The sequence below is a fragment of the Streptomyces sp. HUAS TT11 genome (assembly GCF_051553595.1).
In the GTDB taxonomy this organism is placed as follows: domain Bacteria; phylum Actinomycetota; class Actinomycetes; order Streptomycetales; family Streptomycetaceae; genus Streptomyces.
In genome coordinates this window covers 5,673,593-5,686,047 of sequence record NZ_CP196184.1, presented here as the reverse complement: position 1 = coordinate 5,686,047, position 12,455 = coordinate 5,673,593, and the positions used below count along the sequence as shown (strand labels likewise).

At 73.2% G+C, this 12,455-nt stretch carries 13 protein-coding genes; 4 read left to right on the top strand and 9 right to left on the bottom strand.

Going from position 1 to position 12,455, the window contains the following annotated elements:
* Positions 1-7: 7 nt before the first annotated feature.
* From ACSHXN_RS25430 to ACSHXN_RS25415, 4 genes are all read right to left on the bottom strand, one after another.
* A complete protein-coding gene (locus tag ACSHXN_RS25430; protein ID WP_355129189.1) occupies positions 8-1,129 on the bottom strand; it encodes a TIGR03364 family FAD-dependent oxidoreductase in 1,122 nt (373 codons plus the stop codon).
* Positions 1,130-1,271: 142 nt separating this feature from the next.
* Positions 1,272-2,027: a GntR family transcriptional regulator gene (locus tag ACSHXN_RS25425; RefSeq protein ID WP_356109658.1), complete on the bottom strand. Its 756-nt coding sequence runs from the start codon at positions 2,025-2,027 to the stop codon at positions 1,272-1,274.
* A gap of 59 nt (positions 2,028-2,086) precedes the next feature.
* A complete protein-coding gene (locus ACSHXN_RS25420) occupies positions 2,087-2,860 on the bottom strand; it encodes a hypothetical protein (RefSeq protein ID WP_355129185.1) in 774 nt (257 codons plus the stop codon).
* Between the two features lie 149 nt (positions 2,861-3,009).
* A complete protein-coding gene (locus ACSHXN_RS25415; RefSeq protein ID WP_438303761.1) occupies positions 3,010-4,218 on the bottom strand; it encodes an ROK family transcriptional regulator in 1,209 nt (402 codons plus the stop codon).
* Positions 4,219-4,274: 56 nt separating this feature from the next.
* Between ACSHXN_RS25415 and ACSHXN_RS25410 the strand changes: the two genes are divergently transcribed.
* Positions 4,275-5,360 (top strand): Gfo/Idh/MocA family protein, encoded by a 1,086-nt coding sequence (locus ACSHXN_RS25410; protein WP_438303760.1) that lies wholly within the window; start codon positions 4,275-4,277, stop codon positions 5,358-5,360.
* Positions 5,357-5,827 (top strand): heme-degrading domain-containing protein, encoded by a 471-nt coding sequence (locus tag ACSHXN_RS25405; RefSeq protein ID WP_355129181.1) that lies wholly within the window; start codon positions 5,357-5,359, stop codon positions 5,825-5,827. Before ACSHXN_RS25410 ends, ACSHXN_RS25405 begins: the two co-directional genes overlap by 4 nt.
* Before the next feature lie 73 nt (positions 5,828-5,900).
* Here the strand turns inward: ACSHXN_RS25405 and ACSHXN_RS25400 are convergent, their stop codons facing one another.
* The 4 genes from ACSHXN_RS25400 to ACSHXN_RS25385 form a co-directional block, all read right to left on the bottom strand.
* Entirely contained in the window at positions 5,901-6,758 is an 858-nt protein-coding gene (locus tag ACSHXN_RS25400) for a fumarylacetoacetate hydrolase family protein (RefSeq protein WP_355129179.1), read from the bottom strand.
* 147 nt (positions 6,759-6,905) lie between these two features.
* Entirely contained in the window at positions 6,906-7,616 is a 711-nt protein-coding gene (gene yidC / locus ACSHXN_RS25395) for a membrane protein insertase YidC (protein WP_355798017.1), read from the bottom strand.
* A gap of 119 nt (positions 7,617-7,735) precedes the next feature.
* Complete coding sequence (locus tag ACSHXN_RS25390) at positions 7,736-8,047, bottom strand: DUF6412 domain-containing protein (RefSeq protein ID WP_438303759.1); 312 nt, start codon at positions 8,045-8,047, stop codon at positions 7,736-7,738.
* 65 nt (positions 8,048-8,112) lie between these two features.
* Positions 8,113-8,655: a winged helix-turn-helix transcriptional regulator gene (locus ACSHXN_RS25385; protein ID WP_355129176.1), complete on the bottom strand. Its 543-nt coding sequence runs from the start codon at positions 8,653-8,655 to the stop codon at positions 8,113-8,115.
* 189 nt (positions 8,656-8,844) lie between these two features.
* Here ACSHXN_RS25385 and ACSHXN_RS25380 point away from each other — a divergent pair, with 189 nt between their 5' ends.
* Positions 8,845-10,233, top strand: a complete 1,389-nt coding sequence (locus ACSHXN_RS25380; protein ID WP_355129174.1) for an MFS transporter — start codon at positions 8,845-8,847, stop codon at positions 10,231-10,233.
* 3 nt (positions 10,234-10,236) lie between these two features.
* Here ACSHXN_RS25380 and ACSHXN_RS25375 read toward each other — a convergent pair whose 3' ends face one another.
* The gene (locus ACSHXN_RS25375) at positions 10,237-11,004 is read right to left on the bottom strand and encodes a class E sortase (protein ID WP_383353991.1); all 768 of its coding nucleotides are present in this window, start codon (positions 11,002-11,004) and stop codon (positions 10,237-10,239) included.
* A 295-nt stretch (positions 11,005-11,299) separates the two neighbouring features.
* On the opposite strand from ACSHXN_RS25375, the gene ACSHXN_RS25370 reads away from it, so the two are divergent.
* The gene (locus ACSHXN_RS25370; protein WP_355129170.1) at positions 11,300-12,313 is read left to right on the top strand and encodes a hypothetical protein; all 1,014 of its coding nucleotides are present in this window, start codon (positions 11,300-11,302) and stop codon (positions 12,311-12,313) included.
* Positions 12,314-12,455: the final 142 nt, after the last annotated feature.

The window sequence follows — 12,455 nt, the reverse complement described above, 5'->3', positions numbered from 1 at the left end:
AGGTGGTTCACCAACCCAATTCGTTCGCGGTGGTCTCGGCGATCGCGGGTGCGCAGGTCATGCCGCGCCCGCCGGGCCCGGTGACCAGCCACACCCCCTCGCGCACCTGCTGACGGTGCACGACCCGGCCTGGGTCGGTGCACTGCGCGTACACCCCCGCCCAGCGGTGGCGGATCCTCGGCAGTGGCCGGCCGAGGAAACCCTCGACGACCCCGGTCAGATGCTCGTAGGGGTCTTCGAGCGTGTCGAAGGCGAACGGGTGCTCGTATTCGTGGGTGTCGCCGATCGTCAGGCCGCCGTCCGCGCGCTGCACCATCAGCAGCTGCATGCGGTGGGCGGCGGCGGTCGGGGACTGGGGCTGCGCGGCCTCGAGGTGGTCGAGGGCCTCGCCGCGGTAGGCGGGGTAGTAGCGGAAGCTGTCGGCGTCGGCCACCGAGGTGGGCAGCGGTTCACCGAGGGGGTCGGTCTGCATCATCTGCAGCCGTACGCGGCGCACCGGCAGGTCGGGCGCCAGCTCCTTCACCAGTCCGCCGAGCCAGGCGCCCGTGCACAGCACGACGGCGTCCGCCCGGTGCACCTCGCCGTGGTCGTCACGGACCGTGCCGGGGCCGGTGACCTCGCGGACCTCGCGGCCCGGCAGGAAGGTGTAGTTCGGGTGGCGCAGCAACTCGGCGCGCAGCGCGAGCTGGGCGGTGCGCGGTTCGACCGCCGCGTCCCGCTCGCAGTACAGCGCGGCCTCGTACGTTCCGCGCAGGGCGGGGTTCAGCGTGCGCGCCTCGGCCGGGGTGAGCAGCTTGTAACCGCGCACGGCCGCGTCCGGAAGGGACAGCGCGGACTCGGCGACGGCACGTTCGTGGTCGGTGCGCACCAGTGTCAGCGAGCCGTTGGGGCGGAAGCCCAGCGCGGGCACCCGGGCGCCGAGTCCCTCCCACAGCTCCCGGGCGCGAAGGGCCGTTTCCAGCTCCTCGCCGGCGGCGCGGCCACTCACCCAGATCTGCCCGAAGTTGCGCAGCGAGGCACCCCGGGCCTCGGTCTCCCGCTCGATCTGTACGACCTCGTGGCCGCGTTCCACTGCTTGCCAGGCGTGCAGGGTACCCACCACGCCGGCTCCGACGACTGTCACTCTCACGACGGCCACGCTCCTCGGGTTCGGGAAATCGGAAGGATCCGTTCGGCATCCGAAGGGTGAACCGCCCTTCAAGTTTGGGCTAGACCCGTTACCGTCACGTTATAAAAAGTGGCGGGTCCCCAGGACCCGCCCGGTGCGTCCGTCAGCCGCCCAGATGCGCCGTGAAGGAGAACCGGTCCCCCCGGTACAGCGTCCTGACCCGCTCCAGCGGCCGCCCCAGCGTGTCGCGGGACACGCGGTGGATCAGCAGCATCGGCAGGGCCGGCGGAGTCCCGATCAGCAGGGCCTCGCGCGGCGCGGCCAGCACCGTCTCGATGCGTTCGTCGGCGTCGCCGAAGACGATGCCCTGATCGTGGAGGTAGCTGTAGAAGGAGGAGTCGGGGTCGAAGTCGGTGTCCAGCCTCGGCACCCGCGCCACCGCCACATAGGTGCTCTCCAGACCGACGCGCTCGTCGTCGGCGAGCAGCACGCGCTCCATGTGCCAGACCGGTTCGCCGCGGGTGAGGCCGACGTCGGCGGCGAGGGTGTCGTTGCAGGGGAAGCGGTCGAGGGTGATGAGGCCACGGCCCGGGGTGCGCCCCTGCCGGCGGACGCCCTCGGTGTAGCTGGCCAGGGACAGCGGCTGCTCCAGCTTGGGTCCCGCGACCACCGTTCCCCGCCCCTGCCGCCGCAGCTTCCCCTCGAGGAGCAGATCGCGCAGCGCCTGCCGTACGGTCTCGCGCGCGACGTCGTACCGCTCGGACAGATCGCGTTCGGTGGGCAGCAGCCCGCCCTCGCCCAACTCCGCGACGAGCGCGGCGATCCGCGCCTTGACCGCGTAGTACTTCGGGATGCGGCCGTGCTCGGGGATGCCGGAGCGGATGGGGGCACCTGGGTCCTGGTCGTTCGGGTAGTCCACCGGTTGATCGTCGCAGACGGACCCGGCTCCGCCGGGAGGGGGCGCCGCGTTCGGCCGGCTCAGCGGCGCCTGCGGTACAGCAGCACGGGCAGCCCCGCCACGAGGACCGCACCCGCCATGACCAGCAGCCCGGTGGACACCCCGCCCAGTCCGTGCGTCTGCTGGGGCCCGGCGTCGGCCAGCGTGTCCCCGGCCGGGCTGCGCCGGGCGGGAGGCCGCGTCCTCTGCTCGGCCTCCGTGCGCGCCCCGGTCGGGCCGCCCGCCGCCTCGATCCGGAACCGGTAGTCGTTCGACTCCCCGACCCAGTCCCCGTCGTTCCCGTGCCGCTGCACGATCGCTGCGTTCGCCACGACGTCGTCCGGCCGGGCGCCGGGGGCCAGCGCGAGCCGCACCTTCACGCTGAGGGTCCGTCCCGGGTCGACCGTGAAGCCCGGAAGGCCCCCGTCGAAGACGCCGACCAGCTCGGCCCGGTCGGTGCGGGTGAAGGCGACCGGGTGCGGGCGGTCGCCGTCGAAGAACTCCAGCCGCGGCTGAGCGGCCGTCATCGTCCGTGCGGCGTCGACCAGGACGAGCACCGGGTGGATGCTGCCGCAGCGGTGCGCGGTCGTGTTCTTCAGGTCGATGAACCAGGTGTGGGCGGCGCCACCGGACTCGTACACGCCGGGGCCGCCGTGGATACGGGTGGTGAGCGGGAAGGAGGTACCGACGGGGGCGACGCAGCCGGGCTGCTGATCCGCCGTCAGAGTGATGGCCGAGGCCTGCGGGAGGAGGACGGTGGCGGCGAGGGCGCACGGCACCGCCGGGGCCAGCCGGGGTCGTCGAGACAATCGCATGACACCCATGAACCCGCCATGGACGACGGCTGCCGGAGCACGCCACGCCCTGCCGGCCGGGGTCCGCCGCCCAAGTCCCCTCGATCAGCGCAGCCGCCGCACCGCCGCGCCCGTCTCGACCGCCCGGCCGGACGGCGCGGGGCGGGGAGTCACCCCTCCGCCCGCCCGAACAGCGGCGCGAGCAGCAGCTGCGCCGCGCCCTCCGCGACGCCGCGCGCCTCGCCGGGGGCGATCCGCACCGGGACGGCCGTGGCCGACCCCTCGCGCCGGGCCCGGGCGCCGAGGACGGCGCCCACTCCCCGCTCGAAGGCGTCGGGGTGCTCGGCGACCGTGCGGCCACCGAGCAGAACGAGGTCGATGTCGAGCAGTCCGGCGAGGTTCGCCGCACCCGTGCCGAGCACACGGGCCGCCTCGGCCATGTCTCCCCGTGCGACGGCGGCGAGGCACAGCGCCTCGATGCACCCGCGGTCGCCGCATCCGCACGGCGGCCCGTCGAGCTGGACCACCTGGTGACCGAACTCCCCGGCTCCGGTCCGGGCGCCCCGGTGCACGGCCCCGCCGACGACGAGTCCGGCGCCGAGCCCGGTCCCGAGATGCAGATAGGCGAACGACGCGTCGGCGCCGCCGGCCGCCCCGCCCAGGGCCAGCCCGAGCGCGGCGGCGTTCGTGTCCTTGTCGACGACCACGGGCACCCCGAGCCGCCGCGCGAGTGCGTCGCGCAGCGGGAACCCGTCCCACTCGGGGAATCCGGTGACCCGGTGCAGCACGCCGCGGGCATGGTCGAGCGGACCGGGAAGTGCGACACCGACGCCGAGGACGGGCACGGTGGGCCGCGCGGCCGCGACGTCCTCCGGCGTCCCGGCCGGTACCGGGCCGGACCGCTCCGCCACACCCTCGGACAGCAGGGCCTCCACCTCCTGGGCGGCCCCCTCCACCACGGCCCGGGCGCCGGCGCCGAGGTCCAGCGGAGCCCGCCGCGCGCCGACCACCGCGCCGGTGAGATCGCACAGCACGGCGCGCAGTTCGTCCCGGTCCAGATGCAGCCCCACGGCATGCCCGGCGCCGGGCACCAGCCGCAGCACCGTGCGCGGCTTGCCGCCGGTGGAGGCGCGACGGCCCGCCTCCGTCACGAGGCCGTCCGCGCGCAGCCGGGCCGTGATCTTGCTGACGGCCTGCGGGGTGAGCCCAGTGCGTTCCGCCAGCTCAAGACGGCTGATCCCCGGTTCCCCGGCCGTACGCAGCAGATCCAGCACGAGGGCCGTGTTGTGGCTGCGCAGCGCCGGCAGGTTGGCTCCGCCGGCCGCGGCCGTCCCGACCCCGCGCCTGCCTGCTCCGCCTCCCTCATACGTCCTGTTCACCCGCCCATTCTCCCCCGCGCTTGCACTTTGGCAACAGCGTTGCGAAAGTAGGGGGCATGACTGGCACAGTCCCTGGTACTGACACCCCTCTCCGCGTGGGCCTGGTCGGCTACGGCCTCGCTGGCTCCGTCTTCCACGCCCCGCTGATCTCCGCGACCGAGGGCCTTGTCCTCGACACGGTCGTCACCTCGAACCCCGAGCGGCAGAAGCAGGCCCGTACGGAGTTCCCCGACGTGCGCACCGCCGCCACCGCGGACGAGCTGTGGCCCCGGGCGGACGAGCTGGACCTGATCGTCGTCGCCTCCCCGAACAAGACGCACGTCCCGATCGCCACGGCCGCCCTGGAGGCCGGTCTGCCGGTCGTGGTCGACAAGCCGATCGCGGGCACGGCGGCCGACGCGCGCGAGCTGGCCGGGCTGGCCGAGGCGCGCGGCCTGCTGCTCTCCGTCTTCCAGAACCGGCGTTGGGACAACGACTTCCTGACACTCCGCAAGCTGCTGGCGGAGGGCGAGCTCGGCGACGTCTGGCGCTTCGAGTCCCGCTTCGAACGCTGGCGCCCCCAGCTCAAGGGCGGTTGGCGTGAGTCCGGCGACCCGACAGAGGTCGGAGGTCTGCTCTACGACCTGGGCAGCCATGTCGTCGACCAGGCTCTGGTCCTCTTCGGCCCGGCCGCCTCCGTGTACGCCGAGTCGGACGTCCGCCGTCCCGGCGCGGAGACCGACGACGACACGTTCATCGCGATCACGCACACCGGCGGCGTCCGCTCCCATCTGTACGTCTCCGCCACGACGGCCCAGCTCGGCCCGCGCTTCCGGGTGCTCGGCTCAAGCGCCGGATACGTCAAGTACGGACTCGACCCGCAGGAGGCGGCGCTGCGCGAGGGCCTGCGCCCCGGACCCGGCTGGGGCCGGGAGCCCGAGCCGCTGTGGGGCCGCATCGGTGCCGGCGAGTCCCCGCTCACCGGCGGCGGCGACCCCGTGCCGACCCTCCCCGGCGACTACCCCGCGTACTACGCGGCGATCGCGAAGGCCCTGTGTGAGGGCGGCCCGGGCCCGGTCACCGCGCACGAGGCGGCCGCGGCCCTCGACGTCCTGGAGGCGGCCCGGCGTTCGGCCCGCGACGGTGTGGTGGTGACGCTGTGAGCACGGCACCGGAGATCGCGGAACTCGAGGCCCAGGAGCGGCGCCTGACGCTCGCCCGCTTCACCCACGACGACGCCTGGGTCCTCGGCACCCTGCTGGTGGAGCTGGCACGGGCCCGCAAGGCACCGGTCGCGATCGACATCCGTCGCGGCGGCCAGCAGCTCTTCCATGCGGCACTGCCGGGCTCGACGCCCGACAACGACGCCTGGATCGACCGCAAGCGCCGCGTCGTCGAGCGCTACGGCTGCTCCTCCCTGCTGGTCGGCTCCCGCTTCCGGGCGAAGGGCACGACGTTCGAGGAGTCCTCACGTCTGGACGCCGACACGTACGCGGCGCACGGCGGCGCGTTCCCGATCGCGGTCGAGGGCGCCGGAGTGATCGGGACCGTGGTGGTCTCGGGTCTGCCTCAGGTGGAGGACCACGCCCTGGTGGTGGAGGCACTGGAGAAGTTCACCGGGCTCCGTTAGGAGCGTGGGGAACCGCGCGAGCGGCCGCATCGGTCCCGGCCTGCCGCACCCGCGCGGTTCCCCGGCGCGGTCGCTACGCGTCCTTCAGCTCCTGACGCTGCCTGCCGAGCCCCTCGATCTCCAGCTCGACCACGTCCCCGGCGCGCAGATAGGGCTTGGGGTCCGGCTGCCCGAGCGCGACGCCCGCCGGCGTACCGGTGTTGATGACGTCGCCCGGGTACAGGGTCATGAACCGGCTGACGTACCGCACGACTTCGGCGACCGGGAAGATCTGCTCGGCCGTCGTCCCGTCCTGCTTCAGGTCGCCGTTGACCCAGAGCTTCAGCGACAGGCCCTGCGGGTCGGGCACCTCGTCGGCGGTCACCAGCCACGGTCCGAGCGGGTTGAACGTCTCGCAGTTCTTCCCCTTGTCCCACGTCCCGCCGCGCTCGATCTGGAACTCGCGCTCGGAGACGTCGTGCGCCACCGCGTACCCGGCGACATGCGCGAGCGCCTCCTCCTCCGACTCCAGGTAGCGGGCGGTACGACCGATGACGACCGCCAGCTCGACCTCCCAGTCGGTCTTGGTGGAACCGCGCGGCACGAGCACGGTGTCATGCGGCCCGACCACCGTGTCCGAGGCCTTGAAGAAGATGACCGGCTCGGCGGGCGGCTGCGCGCCGGTCTCGCGGGCGTGGTCGTGGTAGTTGAGCCCGATACAGACGATCTTGCCGATACGGGCGAGCGGCGGTCCGATGCGCAGCCCGTCCGGGTCCAGCTCCGGCAGCTCGCCCGACGCGGCGGCGGCGCGGATCCGGCCGAGCGCCGCGTCGTCGGCGAGCAGAGGTCCGTCGATGTCCGGGACGAGACCGGACAGGTCCCGCAGCGTCCCCTCGGCGTCGAGCACCGCGGGGCGCTCGGCCCCCGCCGTACCGACTCGCAGCAGCTTCATGATCACAATCTCCCTCGATCGCGGCATCCCGGCCGATGGATACAGCCGAGTGCGGCCGGCCCAGCCATCGGAGGACTGGTCGATCCTCCAAGGTCGACGTCCAGTCCGCAATACCCGGTTCACGGACTGGACCGCATCGCCACGCGGTCAGCGGTACAGCAGCGTCCGCTCGACCGCACTCCATGTCGTGCTCGTCACCACGTAGAGCGCGGCGGCCAGCGGCACCACCGCCACGGTGACGAGAGTGAAGAAGGACAGGAACGGCGCGACCCGGGTCACCGCCCCGAGTCCGGGAACCTGCCCGGCATCGCCGGCCGGAACCGGGATCGCGGCCGTCATCCGCTTCGTCCGCCGGTAGTTGTGGGCTGCGACGGCCACGACGAGCACGAACAGGGCGAGGTAGACGAGCCCGGCCGGACCGAGGGGGCCGCCGTGGCCGAGCGCGTCGGCCCACCGGCCGCCGAGCGGCGCGGCGAAGAGCCTGTGGGCGAGCAGGTCGTTGCTGCCGCCGCCGATCGTCGTGTTCGAGAACAGGTGGTAGAGCAGGAAGAAGGCGGGGATCTGGAGCAGGCCGGGCAGCAGACCGGACAGCGGGGAGACGTTCTCCCGCGCGTGCAGGTCGACCACGGCCCGCTGGAACTTCTCGGGGCTGCGGGCGTGCTTCGCGCGCAGCTCGGCGATCTTCGGCTGGAGCCTGGCACGTGCCTGCTGTCCGCGCGCGGCGGCCCGGGACAGAGGGTGGACTAGGAGTCGTACCAGCGCGGTGAACAGGACGATCGCCGCGGCCGCCGAGGAGGCGTGGAAGAGCGGCTGGAGAAGGACGGCCAGCCGGTCGACCAGATCGGCGAACACGGACATGAACGTGGACATGGATGAGCCCTCCGGGGGTCTCGTCGTGCCGGTGTGAAGAGGTGTCGGCATGACGACCCGCGCGGGGTCACACACAGGGGACGTACGGAACGGACGAGTGTGGTGCCCTACGCGGCGGTCGCCGGAAGGGCACGGCCCGGCGCCCGCGGTCGCGTACGGCCCCGGGCGTCCGGGTCCCGCTGCGGCAGGAACGCCGTACGGTGCTCGCGGTCGCGGATGGCCGTGCGCACCCGGGTCGGCGGCACGGCGGGGGCGCTGCGGGCGGCGATCAGCGCGCAGACGGCGAGAGCGGCACCGGCCGCGGCGGTCGCGGCGAAGGCGACGGCGGCGGACAGACTGCCGGTGTCGAGGAGGGCGACCTGCAGGAGCAGGATCAGCAGCACGACGGCGGGGCGCGGATTCACCGACATCCGGACCATGGACCGCTCTCCCTCCCCTACCGCTCGCGCCGTCCCGACGGCTGGTGCCCGTTGGACAGGCTCGGTCATACAGGCTCGGTCTCCAGCGGCTGCAGCAGCCTCTTCGGCTTCAGCAGCGCACGGCTGACCGGATCGGCCGGGTCCCGGTCCAGCCCGGGTCCCGGCATCAGTTCGACGTCCGAGACCGGTACGACGGTTCCACAGGCCGGGCATTCGCCGTACGGCCCCAGCTCCTCCTCGGTACCGCAGACGGCGTGCCGGAAGATGCGCAGGCCCGGCTTGTCCAGGAAGTCGCGGCCCCACAGGCCGAGCGCCCGCAGGGTGGGCCACAGGGCGAGGCCGCGCGCGGTCAGGACGTACTCGTCCCGCGGCGGTGACTCCTGGTAGCGGTGCTTGTCCAGGATCCCCTCGGTGGTGAGGGTCTGGAGGCGGGCGGCCAGCACGGCACGCGGAATGCCGAGGTGGACGAGGAAGTCGTTGTAGCGGCGCACGCCGTAGAACGCGTCCCGCACGACGAGCAGCGTCCATCGCTCGCCGACGACCTCCAGCGCACGGGCGATGGAGCACTCCTGCGTCGCGTAGTCCTTGCCAAGAGCCATGCGTCCCACTGTAGCCAGATCCCGACCAGTTGGTTCATTGACCGAATCGACTTTTCCGAAACTTGGTTCAATGAACGAACCTGCGCCTGCTACGGTCATGCCAGCAAGGTTCAGTGAACGAACCTGACTGTCCAACCTCACACCGTTGAACACCTGTCGGTCGAACCCTGAACCGACCAGCCCCGGAAAGGGCAGGCCATGCCACAGCTGGAACGCACCGCACGGACCGCCGCCGCCACCGGCACGGCCCCCGAGACTCCCCGGGCGACCCCCACCCTCGCCCTGACCAGCGCGGCCACCGCGGTGGCGCTGATGACGTACACCGCGCCGGCGGTCTCGCTCCCCGGCATCGCCGCCGATCTGCACACCGGGGTCTCCGCGCAGGCCTGGCTGCTCAACGGCACCCCCCTGGGCCTGGCCGCCCTGCTCCTGGTGGCCGGCAGCCTCGCCGACGACTACGGCCGCCGCCGGATCTTCGTGGCGGGCACGATCGCCCTCGGCATCACCACCCTGCTCGGCGGCTTCACGACGTCCACCCTGCTCTTCACGCTGGCCCGCATCGCCCAGGGTGCGGCGAGCGCGGCGATCCTCGCCAGCAGCCTCGGCCTGCTGGTGCAGGCCTTCCCGACCCCGAAGGGGCGGCTGCACGCGACCGGTGTGTGGGGTGCCTTCGTCAGCGGCGGTATCGCGGTCGGCCCGCTGGTCGCCGGGGCGCTGCCCAGCTGGCGGACGACCTACCTGGTCCTCGGTGCCGTGACGCTCGTCGTGGCGGCCCTGTCCGCACGCGCGCTCACGGAGTCCCGCGCCCCGCGCGGCGGCCGCCCCGACCTGGTGGGCGCCCTGGTCTTCAGCCTCGCCCTGGTCGCCCTGGTCGCGGCGCTGACGCTGGGCCGCGACGGCTGGCTGCGCACCCCGGTGGCGCTGCTGTTCGCGGCGGCCGTGGTCCTGATGGCGGCCTTCGCCCTGGTGGAGCACCGCAACCGCACCCCGATGATCGATCTCTCCCTGCTCCGGCGCCCGCCCTTCCTGGGCTCCGCGGTGGGCGGTCTGTTCACGGGCCTCGCGGTGCTCGGCCTGTTCACCTTCCTGCCCACCCTGCTCCAGCGGACGCTCGGCCTCTCCCCGCTCGACACGGCGTGGCTGTTCCTGCTCTGGTCCGGACTGTCCTTCGCGGTCGCACTCCAGGCCAAGCGCCTGGCCGGCCGGATCTCGTCGCGCCACCAACTGGCCCTCGGCTTCGCGCTGCACGCCGCGGCCGTCCTGACCATGCTCGGAGCGGTCGGCTCGGGTTCCTGGACCCGCGTGCTCCCGGGTCTGGTGATCGGCGGCGTGGGCAGCGGGCTGCTCAACGCCGCACTCCCGCTGGTAGCCGTGCAGTCGGTCCCCGCCGAACGGGCGGCGATGGGCTCGGGCGCCCAGCAGACGTTCCGCTACATCGGCTCCTGCGCGGGCGTTGCCCTCACCATCGCCCTGGTGACCTCGGGCGGCGGCTCCCCGGCCCACGGCGCGAACGTCGCCGCGGTCGTCTCGGCGGGTCTGGCCGTGGTGGGCGCACTGGGTGTGCTGGTGCTGCGCGAGCGCGCGTAGCGGTCAACGGGGGCGTGCGGAGGCGAGCACGCCCCACACCACCAGCCGGTACCGGGAGGTGAACTCCGGGGTGCAGGTCGTCAGGGTGAGGTAGTACCCGCGCCGGTCGTACCCGTGGGAGGGACTGACGCGGCTGCGCGGCACCGGCGCGAGGACGCCTCCGTCCGCCGCGGAGGTCCGGGACAGCACCTGGTCGACGACGTACGTGTACGTCGTCGACCTCGTCTCCACGACGACCGAGTCCCCGGGCCGCAGACGGTCGAGGTGCCGGAAGGGCTCTCCGTGGGTGTTGCGGTGCCCGGCGACCGCGAAGTTCCCCGCCTGCCCGGGCTGGGCGGTGCCCGGGTAGTGGCCGACGTACCCCTTGTTGAGCACTCCGGTCCTGCTGATGCCTTCGGCGACGGGGGCGCGCAGGGACAGCCGGGGTACGGCGAGGACGGCATAGGCCTGGGATCGCACAGGACGAGCGGCGACCGCCCGCCGCCGTCGCGGCGAGGTCCCGGTCGTCCCGCTCTCGGAATCGGACGTCCCCCCGGAGCCGATGGCCGGGGAGCCGCTCGGGCCGCCTGGTCCGCCCCACTCCCGCTCCAGGGCCTGCACCTTGCGCTCGGCACCCTGCCGCGCCTCCCGGTTGGTCCACCACAGTTGGTGCACGACGAGCAGCATGAGCACGACGCCGACGGTGACCAGCAGTTCGCCACCGGTCCGGGCGACGCGGCGGCGCACGGCGCGGCGCCGCCGTGCGGCGTGGTGGACGACGGGGATGCGCATGGCGCCGGACGATAAGGGCTGGGGCTCCAAGTAGCCATGAGCGTGCAGAGGTCGGCGCACTCCACCACAGCGCCGTCGCGTGCCGGCGGGTATGGGCCCCGGACGACCCGGGGCCCGTACCGCCCCGCCCCTGAACCGGCCGACGGTCACGGGCGGGCGGACCACCACCCCGGCCCGGGCATCGGCCTCAGGCGACGCCCTTGAGCTCGGGCGAGCAGTCGGGGGTCGCCCTCTCCGCCGCCCCTGGCCTGGGAATCTCTCTCCTTTCCCGGTCGGCGGCAGTACGGTGTCCCCCATGCGCCCCGACACGCCTGCCGAGAACGTCGACCACAACGCCGAAGCAGCACGCCTGGAGCGGGCTGCCGGACTGTATCCCGAGGACGCGGAACACCTGCTGCTGCAGGCCGCGGCCCATCTGGAACTGGCCGGAGACCGCCCCGGGGCGACCACGCTGTACGACCGGCTGCTCTCGTCCTCCGAGCCGCTCGAGAACCCCCACCTCGTACGGGCCCTGAAAGCGTCGAACCTGTGGGAGTACGACCACGAGGCGGAGGCACGGGCGATCATCGACGGACTCCGCGCGGCCTCCCCCGGGCATCCGGCGCCCTGGCTGATCATCGCGGAGTCCCTGGAGTCGCACGACGAGCTGGAGGCGGCCGAGGCGACGTTCACCCAAGGGCTGACGCTGCTGCTCGCCGATCACGCGGAACCCCCGCACGCCACGCACCCGCTTCTCTACGGCCGCCACCGGGTCCGCCGCATGCTGGGCGCGGCGCACGACGAGTGGGACGGACTGGCGGACACCCTCCACTCCTTGCCGGTCTCCCTGGACGAACTCCACGACCCCAAGCGGATCTGGTCCCTCGGCTCGGACAACCCCGCGGAGCTCCAGGCGGAGATCAGCCGCCTGCGGGCGGAACTCGGCGCGTACCGGGAGGCGCTCTCCCGCCCGTTCCCGGTGGCGATCCTGCACTGGCCGGAGACCGAACTGCTGGAGCTGGTCTCGGCGTACCCCACGCTGGCCACCGAGTATCCCTCCCGCGAGGAGCACCTGGCGACGATAGAGGAATCACTGCGGGAACTGGCCGCCTCCGGCACGCCGAACCTGGGCATCGTGACGGGCACGGTGCCGTCGTACGAGGCGTTCGCGGCGTCGGAGAGCGCGTCCCCTGCGGAGATCACGCTGCTGCCCCAGTACGCGACGACACTGGCGGCCCGCGGCCGAGCGGTCGCCTGGCCGCCGGAGCGGGGGACGGGGTGCTGGTGTGTGTCGGGGCGGGTTTATGAGGACTGCCACGGGGTGGGATGACCTGCCGCATCATGTGGTGAGCCCCAGCCCGACGGCAGCCACTGGGCTGGGGCCGACGGCCCGTTTCCCCCAACTCGTCGTAACCCTCGGCCTTTGAGCCTCGGCGGCACGGCCAGGTGGCAGTGTCAGTGCTCTCTGTTAC